Origin of the sequence: Cohnella faecalis, from assembly GCF_003570905.1 — a bacterium.
GTDB lineage: Bacteria > Bacillota > Bacilli > Paenibacillales > Paenibacillaceae > Cohnella > Cohnella faecalis.
The window spans coordinates 12,011-30,564 of sequence record NZ_QXJM01000063.1; the positions used below are offsets into that span (position 1 = coordinate 12,011).

The 18,554-nt window shown below is 46.9% G+C and carries 15 protein-coding genes and 1 pseudogene; 12 read left to right on the forward strand and 4 right to left on the reverse strand.

Annotated elements, in window-relative coordinates:
- Window positions 1–25: 25 nt before the first annotated feature.
- Window positions 26–2,971 (forward strand): Ig-like domain repeat protein, encoded by a 2,946-nt coding sequence (locus D3H35_RS29580; RefSeq protein ID WP_158594363.1) that lies wholly within the window; start codon window positions 26–28, stop codon window positions 2,969–2,971.
- A gap of 69 nt (window positions 2,972–3,040) precedes the next feature.
- Window positions 3,041–3,421 carry an S-layer homology domain-containing protein gene (locus tag D3H35_RS29585; protein WP_119152639.1) on the forward strand — a complete coding sequence of 127 codons (381 nt, stop codon included), beginning with the start codon at window positions 3,041–3,043 and terminating at the stop codon, window positions 3,419–3,421.
- A gap of 223 nt (window positions 3,422–3,644) precedes the next feature.
- On the opposite strand, the pseudogene D3H35_RS29590 reads toward D3H35_RS29585, so the two are convergent.
- Window positions 3,645–4,038, reverse strand: a pseudogene (locus tag D3H35_RS29590) (VOC family protein).
- A 338-nt stretch (window positions 4,039–4,376) separates the two neighbouring features.
- Here D3H35_RS29590 and D3H35_RS29595 point away from each other — a divergent pair.
- The 9 genes from D3H35_RS29595 (at window position 4,377) to D3H35_RS29635 (ending at window position 14,736) form a co-directional block, all read left to right on the forward strand.
- A complete protein-coding gene (locus D3H35_RS29595) occupies window positions 4,377–5,411 on the forward strand; it encodes a LacI family DNA-binding transcriptional regulator (protein ID WP_119152640.1) in 1,035 nt (344 codons plus the stop codon).
- 273 nt (window positions 5,412–5,684) lie between these two features.
- Window positions 5,685–7,001 carry an ABC transporter substrate-binding protein gene (locus D3H35_RS29600; RefSeq protein ID WP_158594364.1) on the forward strand — a complete coding sequence of 439 codons (1,317 nt, stop codon included), beginning with the start codon at window positions 5,685–5,687 and terminating at the stop codon, window positions 6,999–7,001.
- 121 nt (window positions 7,002–7,122) lie between these two features.
- Window positions 7,123–8,019, forward strand: coding sequence for a carbohydrate ABC transporter permease (locus D3H35_RS29605; RefSeq protein WP_158594365.1), 897 nt, complete (start codon window positions 7,123–7,125; stop codon window positions 8,017–8,019).
- Window positions 8,020–8,050: 31 nt separating this feature from the next.
- Window positions 8,051–8,893: a carbohydrate ABC transporter permease gene (locus D3H35_RS29610; protein WP_119152643.1), complete on the forward strand. Its 843-nt coding sequence runs from the start codon at window positions 8,051–8,053 to the stop codon at window positions 8,891–8,893.
- Window positions 8,894–8,956: 63 nt separating this feature from the next.
- A complete protein-coding gene (locus D3H35_RS29615) occupies window positions 8,957–10,261 on the forward strand; it encodes an FAD-dependent oxidoreductase (protein ID WP_119152644.1) in 1,305 nt (434 codons plus the stop codon).
- Window positions 10,262–10,277: 16 nt separating this feature from the next.
- Window positions 10,278–11,678 carry an FAD-dependent oxidoreductase gene (locus D3H35_RS29620; RefSeq protein ID WP_199728649.1) on the forward strand — a complete coding sequence of 467 codons (1,401 nt, stop codon included), beginning with the start codon at window positions 10,278–10,280 and terminating at the stop codon, window positions 11,676–11,678.
- A 38-nt stretch (window positions 11,679–11,716) separates the two neighbouring features.
- A complete protein-coding gene (locus D3H35_RS29625; protein WP_119152645.1) occupies window positions 11,717–12,790 on the forward strand; it encodes an NAD(P)-dependent alcohol dehydrogenase in 1,074 nt (357 codons plus the stop codon).
- A 40-nt stretch (window positions 12,791–12,830) separates the two neighbouring features.
- Window positions 12,831–13,868, forward strand: coding sequence for a zinc-dependent alcohol dehydrogenase family protein (locus tag D3H35_RS29630; RefSeq protein WP_119152646.1), 1,038 nt, complete (start codon window positions 12,831–12,833; stop codon window positions 13,866–13,868).
- Window positions 13,849–14,736 (forward strand): ROK family protein, encoded by an 888-nt coding sequence (locus tag D3H35_RS29635; RefSeq protein ID WP_119152647.1) that lies wholly within the window; start codon window positions 13,849–13,851, stop codon window positions 14,734–14,736. Before D3H35_RS29630 ends, D3H35_RS29635 begins: the two co-directional genes overlap by 20 nt.
- A 129-nt stretch (window positions 14,737–14,865) precedes the next feature.
- On the opposite strand, the gene D3H35_RS29640 is transcribed toward D3H35_RS29635, so the two are convergent.
- Window positions 14,866–16,008 carry a Fic family protein gene (locus D3H35_RS29640; protein WP_119152648.1) on the reverse strand — a complete coding sequence of 381 codons (1,143 nt, stop codon included), beginning with the start codon at window positions 16,006–16,008 and terminating at the stop codon, window positions 14,866–14,868.
- Window positions 16,009–16,207: 199 nt separating this feature from the next.
- Here D3H35_RS29640 and D3H35_RS29645 point away from each other — a divergent pair, with 199 nt between their 5' ends.
- On the forward strand, window positions 16,208–17,083 hold the full coding sequence (locus D3H35_RS29645) for a phosphorothioated DNA-binding restriction endonuclease (RefSeq protein WP_119152649.1): 876 nt from the start codon (window positions 16,208–16,210) through the stop codon (window positions 17,081–17,083).
- Between the two features lie 73 nt (window positions 17,084–17,156).
- On the opposite strand, the gene D3H35_RS29650 is transcribed toward D3H35_RS29645, so the two are convergent.
- Together D3H35_RS29650 and D3H35_RS29655 are read right to left on the reverse strand one after the other, a co-directional pair.
- Entirely contained in the window at window positions 17,157–17,702 is a 546-nt protein-coding gene (locus tag D3H35_RS29650) for a hypothetical protein (protein ID WP_119152650.1), read from the reverse strand.
- A gap of 143 nt (window positions 17,703–17,845) precedes the next feature.
- Window positions 17,846–18,361 (reverse strand): hypothetical protein, encoded by a 516-nt coding sequence (locus tag D3H35_RS29655; RefSeq protein WP_119152651.1) that lies wholly within the window; start codon window positions 18,359–18,361, stop codon window positions 17,846–17,848.
- Between the last annotated feature and the right edge of the window lie 193 nt (window positions 18,362–18,554).

The window sequence follows — 18,554 nt, forward strand, 5'->3', positions numbered from 1 at the left end:
TATGCGAAATTTGGAGGAATGGACAGTGAGGAAATCATCATTACTAACAAGAAAGGGACTATACACGAAGTGTTTCCTAATACTTGTTATTACGTATGGGTCGGTCTTTTTTTCGGGAGAGGCTTATGCTGCTAATCCTGTAAGCGTATCTCTAACAGGGAATGCGGTCACGATTGCTTATGGACAAAGCGTGACATTGAGTTCAACGGTCACAGATACTTTGGGTGGCAGCAATTCCCCTGTGGGTACGGTTACGTTTGTCGATAATGGCACAACGATTCAAACAGCTCAACCGTTAATAGAACAAACACCTGAGATTATTGTAGAAGCCTCGCCTCCAGGTATTATTCCAAGTGGATACAAACAAGCGTGCATGATTGATGGCAGAGATAATAATCCGGTTGGGTCTCCAACCTGTCCAGTTTTGAAATGGGGAGAGTATACGTTCTGGGGATACAGCGATACCAATAATATGGGGATTTTCAATATTGTGCAATACAATAAGGAAGGAGTTATCATCAATCAAGATATCTTCCAGTCAGAAACTAGATATTTGTATAAAATCGAGCTGGACAACACGAACCATACGGTTTCCTTTGTTGGGCAATCGGAAAAGAGGATAACAGTAAGCATAAACTCACTGAAAGCAGCCAACAGTATTGCTTCGATAACGACTCCTCCGCTATCGGTCGGCGTTCATGAGTTTAAGGCAGAATTTAATTCAAGCGACGGCAACCATGATAATGAGGTGTCATCAACCTTTAAGGTAAACGTTTCCCAAATCACACCTTCGGTCTCACTGACGAGCAGCGTTCCATCGTCGGCTTATGGGGAGAGGGTGTCATTTGAAGCAGAAGCTCCCTCTGTAAGCGGCCTTGTTCCTAGCGGGGATGTCATTTTTTACGATGGGAACGTAGAGTTGGGGGCCGTAACCTTAGGGAATAGCGGCGTAACCTCGGCTGTCTATGAGACGTCAAGTCTTACGCCAGGCGTTCATATGATTACTGTGAGATACTCCGGTGATAATAACTTCGAATCTCGCACATCCTTGCCTTTGACGTATACGGTTAATCGCATTGCGGCGAATCTGAGTCTGACCTCCAGTTCGAGCCAATTATCTTATGGCTCAGGTGTAATGTTCATGGTTCACGTACCTGCCATAAATTTGGTTCCTGTCACAGGTACCGTAACATTTAAAGATGGAGCCACCCTGTTATGTAACGTTCCCATAGGGACAGACGGTACCGCACAATGTTCTGCACCCCTGTTATTAGCAGGCAGCCACACCATTACTGCGAGCTACAGCGGTGATAGTCACTATACGGATTCAACGAAGAGTATGCTACAAACCGTGAATAAAATAGGGTCCCAAATTAATTTGAATGGCTTACCATCTACGGTAGCAGTGGGGGACTCAGTTTCGGTCGATGTACAAGTCGATACGCTCGGTAATGTCATGCCTTCAGGTACTGTTGATATTATCATAGATGATCAGACGGTCAGTTCGCCCGAGCTTGAGGCGAATGCCAGTATTCATTTGAATATACCGCAGCTTTCTGTTGGATCGCACAAGATTGAGGCGGCTTATCGAGGCACTGATAATATCGAGAGCAGCGTTTCGACGGCACAGGTAATAAACGTGCTGAATAATAATGCAGACTTGAGCGGAATTGCCCTGTCGAGCGGCAAACTATCTCCTGTATTTTCGACCAGTATAACCTCTTACAGTGCTAATGTTGCTAATCATGTATCTAGCATTGTCGTAACACCTAACGTCTATGACAGCAATGCCACGATGACAGTGAACGGAGCACAGGTTTCTAATGGTCAAGCAAATAAAACCATCAATTTAAGTGTAGGCAGCAACACCATCACCATCGTAGTGAAGGCACAGGACGGAACACTAAATACATATTCAATTCTAGTGACACGCGAACAGGAATCATCCAGTAGCGGCAGCGATTCATCGTCGACGGCATCAAACGATACAGTTATCTCAACAGACGGTACACTAAAGCTTCCCGTCAATAAAACTGGTTTAGTTAGCTTGGGCGATTCAGTCCAGATCTCTATTCCTGCTAATGCTACAGACAAAGAACTGATATTAACAATTGAGAAATTGACGGACTCATTAAAACTAATTACGAAAAACGACGTTCTGGCTAGCCCGATATTCGAAATTCTAAAGAACTTCTCGGAGAATTTCAGCAATGAGATTTCGATGACCTTTGCTTTCGATCCGAATAGCTTGACGGACGATCAAGAACCTTTCGTATTCTACTATGACGAATCAAAACAGGTCTGGGTGAAAGTCGGCGGAGAGGTAAACGGCAATACCATCACCGTAAGAGTTAATCACTTCACAAAGTTTGCGGTATTCGGTGTAGGACAAGCTTCAGATCCCACATCAAACACGAAGCAACCGACAAGCTTCAGTGATATCTCCGGGCACTGGGCGGAGGATAACATCAAGCAAGCGGTTAGCGCCGGTATTGTCAGCGGCTATCAGGACGGCACGTTCAAGCCAAATCGTGCTGTAACGCGAGCAGAATTTGCGGTCATGCTGATGAATGCCCTCAAACCGCAAGGGGATGAAGCGACGCTGACGTTCGCCGATAAGTCGAAGATCGGCACCTGGGCGCAGAAATCGGTTATGCAGGCGGTGTATGCAGGAATTATTACGGGCTATGAGGACAACATGTTCCGTCCGGATGCTGAAATTACTCGCCCGGAGATGGCAACGATAATTGCCAAAGCCATGGCTCAGACAGTCGAAGAGAAGATAGCAACGGGCTTCGTGGATGACAATTACATTCCAGACTGGGCGAAAGGCGCAGTGGCTTTTATGAAAAATTTGGGTATTATCCAAGGTAAAGGCACGAACCAATTTGCTCCGAACGATAAAACGACAAGAGCAGAAGCAGTGACGGTACTGCTGAGAATGGTGGAGCAAAGAGCAGCTCGTACTTAATGCTTTAATCTGGATTCCAATCGATTTTCTAGTCGTATTTGACGACAAGTGGATGAGGAATTGGCTGTCATGATTGCAAGAGCTATTGCTTACGCCAATCCTTCCTTGCAGGCATCTAGTGGAGAGTTAAGACCAACTGATTCTGATCATATCTCTTCATGGGCGGAGGATGCTGTTAATCAAGCACTTGAATTAGGTATCATCAAAGGCGATCAAACTGGAAATTTCAAGCCAAAAGCAGAAGCAACACGTGCAGAAATGGTTACATTACTTTCTTGTATGCTGCAAAATAACGCTTATATCGTACCTTCGGCGACTTCTCCGTTCTCAGAAGTCGGGTCCAACTGGTTAGCGAATGAAATCTGCGCATTTGCTGACGGGACGGTAAGACGGCAAGGGAATCATGAATACGTGAGGACAGATCATTGCAAGAACGAGCGACTCCGGTGAATTGTGGCTTTGCACAGTCGCGGTTCGCCTCCACCAACCTTATCAGAAGAGGCACCTCCCTCGTGAGGTGTCTTTTTTGTTTTTTTCTCTATTCGTGGCGGTTGCGGAAACCTTGATATGCTTGGGGTTTGGCACCATATGAGAGGGATCAGAAGTATTTTGGCCGCCCTTTAATTGGATACCTCCACTCAAAAGGTTATGGATGCAAGATGACATCATTAACTTAGCGGTCGAAACTCTTCTTATCCGGCTGATGAATACCGAAAATATTCCCTTCCGTGTCCGTGTAATACCCTTGCCAGGCCATTCCGGGCAACGCGTACTTGGGTAGGGCAAGCTTGCCTCCAAGCTCAAAGATTTTTGCTTCGGTGGAATCGTAGTCTCCTACTCCTATGGTGCATGCATAACCGTTCATTGCCTGCCCCGGTTCCGGGGAAGCGCCTTGACGCTGCATTAGAGCCCCCAAGCTCATTCGCATCACCCGTCACAGCTCCGAAATAGGACATTCCGGCATAATCGCTCCAATCTTCAAATGTCCATCCGAATACGTCTCCATAAAACTTTTTGGCGCGCTCAATGTCGTCTACATGAATCTCGAAATGAACTAATCTGCCCATACCTGCCTCCTATACTTTGACTTCCTTATACATTCTCTTAGTATTGTTTCAACTTGCTGCACAATGCGCTAAAATTTACGAATGAAGGCGAAGTGTCGATCCGGGTGCAGACGGTCGGCGAGAACGCCGGCTGCTGCCAGGAGAAAGTCCAGCCCAAAGGATCGCGGTGGAAGACTGACCGAGCACAAACCCACGAAGAATAAGATTGACAGCGCTAAAGTCGTATGATAATTTGTAATTAGAACGTTCCAATTAACGAAGAGTAAGACTCGTGTACAGTATTATTGTTATTGCTGAAAACGCATGCAATAAAAATACAATTCAGATTCGAGGATATTATGGCTGTTACAATTATTGATGTGGCGCGTAGAGCCAACGTATCGAAAAGCACGGTTTCACTCGTTATTAACAATAGTCCTGCTATTAAGCTAGAGACGAAATATAAGGTTCTTAGAGCTATTGAAGAGCTTGGGTACGTACCAAACATCAATGCTCGGGGCCTTACTTCGAGAAAAACCAATATTCTTGGCGTCTTAACCATGGTCGAAAACTTATCTCAGAAATCCTATAATTTCGATTCGGACACAGAGATATTCTCCTATGATGTAAGCATCGGCATACCCAAAGGATTGGTGAACACCGATTTCGGTTTGCTGAATGAGCGATTTTGTATTCCTGAGAATAGCAATGACTTGCCGTTGTTGATTAAAAACAATCGCATAGATGGACTTTTTATCATAGGCGGTCTATTCGGCGATGACTTTGCTAAAAAAATAAAGGATTGCGGGATACCAACGGTTGTTGTTGGGCGCAAAAATGAGTTTTTTGATTATATAACTGCAGATTTGGAGCAGGGCGTATTCTTGTCCACAACCCATCTGCTAGAAACGGGACATAAAAAGCTTTGCTACATCAATTGTCCGGTCACATTCAGTACAAGTGTTGATCGATATAACGGCTTTCAGAAAGCGATTGACAGCTCGGAGGTTAAGCCGGAGGAGAAGTGGTCGATAAATGCCGAACATAATAATGGTGCCGGAGGCTATCAGGCCATTAAAGACATTTGGGAAGCCGGAAAGCGGCCTGACGCGATTCTTGCGGCTAATGACAGCATCGCTCTAGGGATTATGCGTTACTTATATGAGCAAAAAGTAAGAATTCCTGAAGATATTTCTATGATCAGCTATGAGAACTCGATCCTTTCGGGTTATTCCGTGCCTGCTCTTTCCACGGTGGATATCAACAAGGAGCTTATTGGCGAGGAAGCTTGCAGGATCTTGTTAAATCGGATTGCCCGGCCGAAAAGCAAAAGAGTATCGATGGTCATTCCGACTACATTGGTCCACAGGGATTCGGTTATCGTTAGAAGCTAGGTCACTCTAGCTTCGATAATGTAAGCGCATTAATGTAAGCGCATTAATTCCATACCGTAGTGGAGTCAGGGTTCGGTAAGCTTCAATGGGCAACGCGTCCGCAAAAATTAGAACGTTCCAATAATAGAAGGAGGTGGCTCCAATGGGTAAAAAGGAAAATTCCACATAGTAAATAGGGCAAGTACTGCACAACCTAAAATACTTTGGCTTGTAGAGTGACTGCCGCTTTTAATGATTGCTGCAACCAATCTAATTAATAAGGGGATAACAAAATTGAAAAAAACAGGTTTGATTGCGTTCGCCTTGCTCATGGCATTTACTCTGGCGCTGACTGGTTGCGCAAGCTCGAACAACTCGTCGAAAGCTACTGATTCCGGGACTACAGCACCGTCAGGAGCAACCACGAAGCCGTCTGGCGAAACCGGGAAGAAAGAAAAGATCAAAGCCGTTTATTGGACATGGTTATCTGCACAACAGGCAGCGGTTGATAAATATAACTCGATGCAAGACGAAGTGGAAATTGAGCTTGTGCAGATGTCTCATACAGACATTCAACAAAAGCTGCTCATCGCATTGGCGTCCGGTACAGGCGCGCCTGACATGTTCCAACAACCGCAAAGAACGTTCTCGAACATTTCTAGAACCGGCAAGCTAATGGATGTTACCTCCTACTTGGAGGGTTCCCTCGATAAGTTCTCGCCAGCCGTTACAAGTCTCCTCTCTTATGATGGGAAATATTACGGTATGGCTCCGGATGTATCCCCAGGCGTTCTCTGGTACAGAAAAGATGTATTCGAAGAAAACGGCATCGGCGAAATTAAAACATGGAATGAATTCCTGGCCGCAGGTGAAAAACTAAAGAAAAAAGGCTTATACATTATGCCTATCTTTAATCCGGCGGGCACATGGGGCGCAAATGAAGTTGCTATGTTCTTGCAGTCGCGCGGAGGCAACTTCTTCACGGAAGACGGCAAAGTCATTAAAAATAATGCAGAGCTGGAATATGTCTTGAATTGGTTTAACGATGTTTATAAGAGCGGCATTAGCGAAGGCATTAAATTCTTTACTCCTGAATTCTGGGGCGAATTCAAGGCAGGAAAAATCGTGGCATGGCCAATGAATATCGCGGAAGGCAGCAACCTCAAGACCAATGCTCCTGAGCTTGCGGGCAAATGGGATGTCATGCCGTTCCCGAAATGGGATGATAAGGACGAGCAGTTGACCGGATACTGGGGCGGTACGGCAATCGGAATTCCTGACATGTCGCCTGCCAAGGAAGCGGTCGTAAAATATGCACAATGGTTAAGCACGACAACGGAAGGGCAGCAAGCGATGTATTCTTCATGGGGATCGGTTCCAAGCAATCTGGAAGCGATTAAAGATCCGGTCTTCACAAAAGGAGACGACTACTTCTCCGGATCGAGCCCTATTTCCAAAATCAACGATGTTAAGCCGTTCTACTACTTTGATTTCTCCAAGGTTGAGGCGATCGTTGGCGAGCAGATCGATCTTATGTTCACTGGGAAACAGGATGCTGCTGCCACAGCGCGAAACATTGAGAATTGGATAGCTAAAGACACAGGCAGGTAAATGAGGGGTTAAGCAGATGGGCTTGTGTTTTAGATTCTATAATTCACAAGCCTCTCGCTGCCGAAAGCCCAATGAAAAAGGGATTTAATCTGCAAGGTGGTGAACAAGGGATATGTTAATTATGCTCAAAAGATTTATGAACCATAAAAGTGTCGTGCCGTATGTGCTTCTGTTTCCGTTTATTTTCTTCTTTCTTGTATTCAGGCTCTGGCCAATTGTATGGTCGTTCTTCATTAGCTTTACGGAGTATTTCGGGAATGGCTACAAGTTTATTGGGCTGGATAATTATCGAGAGCTCATAAGTGACAGGGTTTTCTGGATTGCTACCAAGAACACGTTCTATTTTGTCGGTGTGTATAACGTGATCATGATTTCTTGTGCTTTGGTGCTTGCGGTTATTGTTAAGTCACCCAAAATCAGAGGGCGAAACATATATAGATCCGTTTATTTTATGCCAATGGCTATGATGCTTCCAGTTGTAGCTATCGTATTCGATATGATTTTCGCAAGGAACATTGGTTTCATCAGCGTCATCTATTCGATGTTCGGAGAAGAATTCACAGCGCGTTGGTTCAGTGATGTCGATCTGGCTATGTGGGGTATCATCATCATGCGTGTATGGCGGGGGATGGGATACTATTGCGCCTATTTCCTTGCAGGTCTTTCGGGGATCCCTAACGAGGTCTACGAAGCGGCTCAGATTGATGGGGCCGGGGTGGTCAGAACCTTCTTCAGAATTACTTTGCCGCTTTTGAAGCCTATGCTCATGTTTGTTATCATCATGTCGACCATTTTATCCTTCGAAATATTCGATGAGCCTTGGATATTGACTCAGGGTGGACCAGCGAACAGTACTCTTACGCTTCAAATTTACTTGTATCAAACCAGCTTCCTTGATGGGAACCTGAGCAAGGGTTCTGCGGTAGCGTATATTATGACACTCTTTATGATGGTCTTCTCCATTATATATGTAAGAGGTCTCAGCGAGAAAAATTCATCCAAGTCAAGCAAAGGTTAAACAACTGCAGACTCGTAAGGGGGTGTAACCCATGAAGGCGAAGAAAAGAAACGAATTAATTGTCAAAATAGGTATTCATGCGACATTAATATTGTTTGCCATTATCGTATTAATTCCTTTTTATTGGTTGATCGTGAACTCGTTGAAGAGTACGGGGGACTTCTACAGCCTGAGCAAATCGCTCTTTCCCACACGACCGACGTTGGATAGCTATCGGGAGCTTTTTAATGAAACGCTATACATGATGTGGTTCAAAAACAGCTTCATCGTAAGTGTTCTTGCAGTTGCGCTCGGTTTGTTAATCTGTACGGCATCTGGCTTTGCATTTGCTTCCTATAATTTCAAGTTCAAGAACATCATCTTCTGGACTGTTCTAGGGACCGTTGCCATTCCTGAGATCGTGACCATTATTCCGGTGTTCAATATCATGGTTAATGTCGGGCTTATCGACAAATATGCATCGCTAATCCTGCCGTATGCAGTGAGTATGTTTGGTATCTTCCTGATCAAACAGTTTATTGAAACCTCGTTGCCGAACGAGGTGCTGGAGTCTGCTCGTATTGACGGTCTGAATGAATACGGGATCTACTTCAGGATCGTTCTTCCGCTTATCAAACCGGGTATTGGCGTATTGGCTATCTTCCTCTGGCTGAACTCATGGAGCAGCTATTTCTGGCCGCTGATTATGATCAGGTCGACGGAAATGATGACCTTGCCTCTTGGGCTGGCGACTCTGTACGCCAATCCCTATGACTTAAAATACGGTGTGCTGATGGCAGGGAATTTGATTGCCACAGTACCGATCATCTTCATTTTCCTAGCTGCGCAGAAGCAATTTATCGAAGGTCTTACCGTAGGAGCCGTTAAGGGATAACTCAATATTAGAAAATATACAAAATCATACAATTGGATTGTTCATTAGAGAGGAATGTTTACTATGTCGGAAGTACAATATAAAAAAAGTTTAGCTGTCAAAAAACACTATGATGTCATTGTAGCAGGCAGCGGCCCGGCTGGAATATGCGCAGCTGTTGCAGCAGCACGGGAGGGTGCAACTGTTGCTTTGATTGAAAGATACGGAGTTTTGGGCGGGAATTTGACAATGGGTCACGTTGGGCCCGTTCTAGGTTCGGTTGCACCGGGCGGCCTGCGCGATGAACTTATGGGTCTCTTGGGTGTTCCGGACAATGACTATCTCGGCGTCATCGGAGTGGCGCACGATGGGGAAAAAGCAAAACGCGTGATCACAAACTTTGTAAGAAACGCAGGGGTTGATATCTATCTGCAATCTCCGATTTGCGACGTGATCATGGATGAGAATAAGCTGAGCGGCCTTGTCATATCCGGGAAGAAAGGGATGTATGCCCTTACCGCGGAAATTACGCTGGACGCGACTGGAGATGGCGATATCGCGTTTTTCTCCGGAGCCGGCTTTCAAGTGGGAAGAACTTCGGATGGACTTATGCAGCCTGTTACCTTGGAATTTACGATTAACGGTGTGGATGAAAGTCGTGCCATTGCCTGCATCGGCGAAGTCGACGATGTCATGCTAGGCGATGAGAGATTTAATGATTTTACGGCACGCTGCGTAAGAGAAGGCCTTCTGCCCGAAGTGATGACCTCGGTTCGTCTGCATCGTACGGTAGCGCCGGGAGAACGTCGAGTCAATACGACTCAATCCAATGGCATAGATGCTACGGATGTTAAAGACCTCATCAAGGCAGAGGTAGAACTAAGAAATCAAATGAACGAACTCATGATCTTCTTGAGGAAATACGTTCCAGGCTACGAGAATAGCCAAATCAGCTCCAGCGCCAATACCCTTGGCGTTCGTGAAACTCGCAGATTTATCGGTGAATATATTCTTACGGACGATGATCTGGCAGAGGGCAGAAAATTCGAGGATGCCATTGTTCATAATGCTAATTTCATTGTAGACATTCATAATCCGATCGGCGGAGGCCAGGCTGAGGGCATCCCTGAAGAAGTGCAGCCTTACGACATTCCTTATCGCTGCTTCATTCCGGTTGGAGTCGATAATCTGATATTGACGGGAAGATGCATTTCCGGGACGCATAGAGCTCACGCTTCCTATCGAGTCATGAGTATTTGCATGGCTATGGGACAGGGGACAGGAATTGCAGCTGCATTGTCGGTTAAAGACAAGACAACTCCAAGATTGCTAAACCCAAGCTTAGTTAGAAGCAGGCTTATGGATCTTGGCGTCCAGATGGAGGCTTGAGGAGACTATGAATACGATGAATAAGATGTCCGAACATATTGATTATAAGGTTAGTATTCCGGTTATCGCTCAAGTTGACGTGCTTGTCATCGGCGGCGGGCCTGCCGGTATTGGCGCTGCGATTGCAGCTGCCCGTGCCGGGGCGACCACGGCAATCGTGGAACGATACGGATTTTTGGGCGGCAACGCAACGGCAGGTTTAGTCGGCCCTTTCATGACGTCATATAGTGACGATGGGGAAACTCAGCTGGTTAAGGGAGTATTCGACGAGTTGGTCGTACGAATGGAGAAGATCGGGGGTGCGATGCATCCGGAGAATGTAGCTGCCGGCAGCTCCTTTTCAGGTTTCTTCATTAAAGGCCATGATCATGTGACTCCGTTCGACCCTGAAGCGGTTAAGCTGGTTGCGGCCGAGATGATGGTGGAGAGCGGCGTGCAGATGTTCCTGCACTCGTTCTTCATGGATACGATAGTTGAGGACGGGTGCGTCAAGGGCGGCATCATTCTGAATAAATCCGGTCCGCAGGCGATTCATGCCAAAGTGACCATAGATTGCAGCGCAGACGGAGATGTTGCGTATAAAGCAGGCAGCGCCATGGAAGTCGGGCGCAAATCCGATGGAATGACACAGCCGATGACGATGTTCTTCCGCGTGGCCGGCGTCGACGATGAGAAGATAGAACGCTATGTTGAGGAGCATCCGGAGGAGCAGCATATGCTGTTCCATACGCTGATCGAGGAGAAGCGCAAAACAGGCGAATGGCAAGTAAAGAAGAACCACCTCGGTGTATATCGGACGACGCAACCGGGGGTGTACCGCGTCAATACATCCCGAATACAGGGGCTCGACGGTACGAATGTCGCAGATTTGACCAACGCGGAGATTGAGGGACGCAAGCAGGTATTCGAGCTGATCGCGTTCTTCCGTAAGTACTTCCCGGGCTTTGAGAATGCTACGTTGATAGATACGGCGGCACAGATCGGGATCAGGGAGACGCGGCGCTTGGTCGGCGAATATGTGCTGACAGCCGATGATATCGTAACAGGACGAGATTTCGACGATGTCATCGCGCTATACGGTTATCCGATCGATATTCATAGTCCGAATGAAGTGACTACGGAGTTCGATGCAGCCTATCATACAGCGAATATTTATCAGCTGCCGTATCGTATTCTGGTGCCGGCCGAAACGGACGGCCTGCTCTTGGCAGGTCGTTGCGTATCGGCGACGCATGAAGCGCTCGGCGCAATTCGCGTGATGCCGTGTGCCTTCGCTCTCGGACAAGCGGCCGGTGCCGGCGCGGCTCTGGCTAGTCGTAACGGCGTGCAGCCGCGTCATGTCAACACGGCGCAGCTGCAGAAGCTGTTGCACGAGCAGGGTGTCGTATTGCCGCGCGATTTGAAGACTGCGAACTAGATGGAGCTTTTACGTGATTAGGAAAAGAGTGATAAATCATGAGTCAGACGATTAAGCTGCCCGAGACGATGAAAGCTGCAGTGATGACCGGAACTAGACAAATTCGCATGGAGGATCACCCGATACCGAAGCCTCGGGCGAACGAAGCGCTCATCAAGGTAATGGCTGTTGGGGTGTGCGGATCGGATATTCACTATTACGAGCATGGGCGAATCGGTCGGTATGTGGTGGAGGGCCCTTTCGTATTAGGGCACGAGTGTGCAGGAGAGGTTGTCGCGATTGGGGAGAATGTGACGAGGGTGGCAGTCGGCGATCGAGTTGCTGTTGAGCCGGGCGTGACCTGCGGCACATGCTCAGCCTGTAAAGCAGGCAGGTACAACCTGTGTCCGGACGTCCAATTTCTTGCGACGCCGCCAGTCGACGGGGCGTTCGTCCAATATATGACGCATCGTGAAGATTTCCTGTTTGAGATTCCGACAACGATGTCCTACGAAACGGCGGCTCTAGTAGAGCCGTTCTCGGTGGGCATTCATGCCGCGCGCAGAGCCGGCGTACAACCAGGCTCCGCGGTAGTCATTATGGGCATGGGCCCGGTAGGTTTAATGGCGGTAATAGCGGTCAAAGCTTTCGGAGCGGGGACGATTATCGTAGCCGATCTTGAGGAAAAGCGGTTGAATGCAGCTCGGCAGCTTGGCGCTACACACGCCATTCAGGTTAATCGAGACGATGCTGCAGCCATCATAGAAGAGCTGACAGGCGGAATCGGCGCTGACGCAGCATTCGAGACGGCCGGTAACGATCGGGCGCTGCTTTCGGCACTGAAGTCGTTGCGACGCGGAGGAGCGTTGGCGATTGTCGGTCTTCCGCCACAGGGCGATATTCCGCTTCCTATTCCATTTATCGTCGATAACGAGCTCGATATCTTCGGTGTTTTTCGTTATGCCAATACGTATCCGGACGGCATTCGCTTCTTGTCTTCGGGTATGACCGATCTAGATGCGATCATTACGGACCGCTTTCCGCTCGCAGAAACGTGGGCAGCCATGGAGCGAGCTTTGACCTCGAAGAGCGACACCTTGAAGGTAATCGTATATCCTAACGGAACGGATTAAGGATTCCGAGCGGCATTATGAAAGGAAGAAGGGGACAGCCATGAAGGCGGTAGTATTAAAGGGCGTTAAACAAATGGAAACTTTAGACGTGCCCGTTCATGAGCTGCAAGCCGACGAGGTCATGATAGAGGTGATATGCTGCGGCATATGCGGTACGGATCAGCATATCTATCACGGTAATCCTGGATCGGCGCAAGTCCAACCGCCTGTTATTCTTGGGCATGAGCTGGCCGGTGTAATTACGAAGATCGGTCAGGGTGTAGCCGGTTTTAATATAGGGGATCGCGTTTCGATAGACCCTAATCTTTACTGCAGACAGTGCAGCTATTGCCGGAGCGGACGCGAGCATCTGTGCGATCATCTGCAAGCTATCGGTGTTACGAGAGATGGAGGTATGGGGCAGTTTTGCGCCGTTCCAGCCAGAAACTGTTACCTAATCCCCGATAGCATGAGCTTCGAAGAAGCGGCGTTGGTTGAGCCGTTGGGATGCGTGCTGCATGGCTTCAGGAAGCTGCAATTTTCCCCTTTAAGCAAGGTTCTTATTATTGGCGGAGGCTTTATCGGTCAGCTATTCACCCAACTGGCCAAGCGTGAGCATGTATCGCGAATAGTGGTTAGCGAACCAGTCGAAAGCAAATATTCATTATTGTTTGGGCTCGGAGCAGATGAAGTGGTTCAACCGTTATCGGCCGGGACTGCAGACTCTATTGGGTCGGGCTATGATGTTGTAATTGAATGCGTCGGCAGGAAAGAAAGCATGGAGCTGGCCTGTGCGGCAGCTAGAAAAGGCGGACAGGTGCTGCTCTTTGGCGTTTCTTCTCCTAAGACGTCCATATCTATTAATCCTTTTGAGGTTTTTTCCAAGGAACTTGTCATTCGGGGCTCTTTTATTAATCCTTGTACACATGAGGAGGCCATCTCGCTTATTGATCAAGGGGTAGTTCAAGTCCAATCTCTTATTTCACACCGATTTGATCCAGATGAAGTGCCGGCAGCTATGGAATTGTATCCGACCCTTCAGGTTTCCAAAGGCGTTATTAAATATGGAGGTACAGAGCGTGCGGTTTGGAGCGATTGAGGCTGGGGGTACTAAAATTGTTTGCGGCATTGGGAATGCGGAAGGAAAAATAGAGGAACGTATTAGCATAGCGACTGAGGAGCCCAGACAGACGATCCAAAAGGTAGCGGAGTTTTTCAATAATAAAAACGTGGAAGCTATCGGTGTGGGATCGTTTGGTCCTATTAATCTGGATCGCGGCAGCCCTGCGTATGGATCTATTACGACAACTCCCAAGCCGGGTTGGTCGAATTACCCCATCTTAGCTGTACTTAAGCAGGAATTCAATGTTCCTTTTGGATGGGATACGGATGTTAATGCAGCCGCATATGGGGAGTCCATGTGGGGGGCTGCCAAAGGACTGGATAGCTGTATTTATATAACGATAGGTACCGGTATCGGTATGGGGATCTACATGGAAGGCAAATCGGTTCACGGCCTCGTTCACCCGGAAGGCGGCCACATCCTGATTAGACGACATTCAGAGGATGAGTTTGCTGGAGCTTGTCCCTACCACCAAGATTGTCTGGAGGGATTGGCCTCGGGTCCTGCTATTGAGAAGAGATGGGGCTTGAAAGGAATAGAACTCCCGAACTCACACCCGGCATGGGAAATGGAAGCCTACTATATAGGTCAGGCAGTCGCAAACGCAGTCCTCATGTTGTCGCCCAAAAAGGTTATTCTAGGCGGGGGAGTCATGCAGCAAAAGCACCTGTTTCCAATGATTCAGCGCGAGGTACAGAGCAATCTTAAAGGGTATGTGCATAGCGAGCATCTTCTGGAAAAGATTGATCAATATATTGTTAAACCGGGTCTGGGAGATAATGCGGGATTATGCGGTGCGCTGGCGTTGGGCATTCAAGCGTATGAAAGCAGGCAAGACCAATAAGGATTGCTAAAAGCATTAAGCGACGGCGGATTGTGGATTCGCTAAGTCACGGCCGCCTTCGCGCAAAGGAACCAGCCGCATTAGGCTGGCTTCTTTGCGTGGAGCGCGAGGTCAATTTATCGTATGGGTCTAATCTGCAATGCAAACGATATATTCTCCTCGGCTAGGACCTGATTTTATAACTCCCAACTCTTTAAGTTTTGAAATGTTTTTGGCAATACTTGAAGGGGAGGCTGCCAAGATATCATCAAACAGTTGCCTATGAAATATCTCTCCGTCTTCCATCCTGCTAATTAACTCGAACATTGTTTTAGCATGCCCTCTTCCCAATAGTTCACGGATATGTTTTATCTTATCGTAACGTTGGAGTTCTTTGAGAACTTTGGTAAGAGATGCATTAACGCATTCCAGATAAAATACAATAAAAGGCTTTAGGTTTCCTTGAGTTGCAGTCATAAGCGTGTCGTAATAATCCTCGATTCTTTTATCGAAGAATTCTTCAACACTAAATGCATCCTTGATTGTAGCGAGGTCGGGATGAATTAAGCCAACCAAAGTTGAGAATGCTCGAGCTGCTCTCCCATTACCGTCAGGAAATGGGTGGATATAGCCTATTAAATGGTGGGTTACCCCAGAAATAATCAGAGGATGCACTTTCTTTTCGAGATTTACTTTTTCCGTTTCATAGGGGTTCAAAAATCCAGTAACACTAGTGTATAGCCAGGAAAAGTAGGCCTGCATGAGTCGTGGCACTTCATTGAAGGCAGGGGGTTGATAACTAATGTGCCCATCACCGTCTTGAAGTGCTACCGGTATATTTCTATAACCCTCTGGATAGCCGGTTAAGTCGTTCATTAAAGTGTGTTGGATTTTTTTTAATACAGGTTCATCCATGTCTGTGAAATCTTTATTTGGCTCTAAACTGTAAATATATTCATAGGTCTCAAAGACGTTCTTAACTTCCAATTGAGCCTTTTGTTTTATAGTAAGTGGGTTTCTCTTGTAATTTTGATAAAGTTGCTCTACTTCTTTGTACTCCAGTTTATTCTGTTCAATTTTAGTTGTGAAATGAGCTGTTCTAACTAGTGAGTTACGCAGGATTGTGGGTTTTAATGGATGGTTTTTTAATCCAAGTCTAGCTAAAGCCCCTATATTTCGCTCTGCCTCAAGGATAAGTTGTTGTATTTCATAGTCGTAGGGATTGAGATTGGGTTTATAGATTAAACGTCCTTCTGTAGTATCAAAGTGTTCGTAAGCAAAAAAGTAAGTCATTTTTTTACACCACCTTTTTACACTTAAAAATACTGGTATATCAATGCTTTTCGCTAATTTAAATTATATTGAAGTACACTTATTATGTACATCTTTTTTTACTACTAAACTAGTTGTATGGAGGTTATTTCCTGCTGATTGTCGAATAAGAGTCTATCGGCGTTAATTACGTCGGCAGACTATTCCAGGGGCAGATCATATGAATGACGAAGAACTGCGGAAAAGGATTGCCAATCTCTCGATATGGAAAAAGAACGGTCAAAGAGCTCCGCACAAGCCGTTGCTTCTGCTCTTCGCATTAGCTCAGCTTCAGCAAAACCAAACCATTTTGTCTTATGCAGATACTAGAGCGAAGCTAAGGAAGCTTCTATTCGAATTTGGCCCGCCAAGAAAGTCCTATCACCCGGAAGAACCATTCGTGAGACTAACGACTGATGGTATATGGAAACTCAATATTCCTGTAAATAAACATAAATTTTCCGATAAGCAGCTCATAACAGATCACGCGGCAGGTGGATTCGATCCGGCAGTATTAGCTCTGCTGCAAGGCAGCAGCAGGCTGATTCAAGAAATCGCCGAGCAACTGCTTCACGATCATTTTCCACAGTCGGTTCACCAGGATCTCGTGGATGAAGTAGGGTTGCAGCTGTCTTTGGCGACAAAACGAAGACGCGACCCTGATTTCCGCAATAAGATCTTGAAGGCTTACGAGTTTAGCTGTGCTATATGCGGGTTTAATGTTCGATTAGGTCATAATCTGGTTGCTGTTGATGCGGCACATATTCAATGGCATCAAGCCGGTGGACCGGACAGTGAAGAGAATGGAATTGCTTTATGTACGTTGCACCACAAGTTGTTCGACCGTGGGGTATTTACGATAACCGGAGAACGGGAAATGCTCGTCGCCGAGGAAGCGCATGGAACGCAGGGGTTTGAGGAATGGCTGATGAGATTCCATGGCAAACGCATTCGAGCGCCAATTCATCCGGTGTATCAGCCGAAGGAGACTTTTATTGAGTGGCATGTCCGGGAAGTTTTTAGAGGACCGGCACGTTATAACGCAACATACCAATAAAATGATTTATGAGCAAAGTTCATCGATACTTCATTACTCAACAATGAAAAAGCCTGCGCCCAAATTTCCGGCGTCAGGCTTTTTCATTGTTTCCGGCAATGACCGATCTCCGCAGACGGCTGCAATAGGCTTCCAGTTCGTGGAGCGGCACCGTGAAGAGCGCCAAGCCGTTCACGGTGGATCTGGTGGAGCCGGGCAGGGCAAGAAATTTGGCAAAGAGCCGATTCAGCCTCTCCTCCGTCGCGGAAGCCCAGAACTGAACTTGCCGAACGTCGGGGTTGTCCGATTGGATGGCGTCGACCAGTGCGCGCAGCCCCTGTGCGAACAAGGAGGTACAGCGCAAATGTTCTTCAATAAAAGCTACCTCAACTTGGCAAATATGCCGATCCTCGTAATCGCCCGGCCCGGTGCCGTAACCGAAGCCGGCAGCGCCGACCATGCGGTAGGATACCTCGTCGATGACGAGCATCGCCTTGCCTAGAAAGAGGGGACTGCTAATGAAGCTGAGCTTCATGGCAAAAGGGTAAGGCAAGTTCAATTCGTCGTGATGGCGAATCAAAAAGTCCATGTAGGCTTCATGATCCATCTCGAAGTTGCTTATTCGGAATTCGAAAGGCATTATTTTGCTTGCAATTGCGCCCGCAGATTGTCGTTAACTTGGACGATTTTACCGAATCCGCTTCCTTTAACAATCTCTTTGGTATTAGGTTTTGCTGGATACATGTCGATTCGCCTCCTATTTAGGATTTTATTCCTAATCCATTATAACCTTGAATATTTTTTTAGGGTACCTCTAAGAGTATTCATTTCCTCGCAAAAAACGACTTCTTTGCCATGTGTGCCTTCGCGGTCGAAGCGGGAGCTTGTAAACTTGGCATACAGTCGGCATAAGTAGTCGTTCCCGGCCAAGGCGGCAAGCCTGAGCTCCCGAACCTCCGGATGTTCTTCGCCGATCGCGTTCACCATATATTGCAGCCCCTGAATAAATAGCCGCGATCCGCGAAAGCCTTTATCAATAATGGCTATGTCCAACAAGGCGACATCTTTATCCTGAAATTCCTGATCGGGCGTTCCGTAGTAATAGGCGCCAACTGCTACGACACGATGATCGGCATCGATGGTGCATATCAGATGGCCTTGAGTTATGTAAGAATAGATGAGAGTTACCATTTCCAAGGTCGTATAAGACAGATGCAGGTCGCGCTTGTGGGCCAGCATGAACAAGCTTGCTTTGGCGAAGTCATCTTCACTTACACACCTTTGGCAGTGCGTCGTCATCGTGGAGCTCCTTTCCTTTGAGCGCTGTCTTACGATAGTATAAGATTACAGCACTTCCTGACGACTGTAAACGACAAGACCTATTGGGCTTGAAATCATGATTTAATGCGATACAGTAGTATTATCTATACGAATTCAAGAGGGTGGATAACAATGGAATTTGAAAAATACATCATACAAAAAAATATAGAGC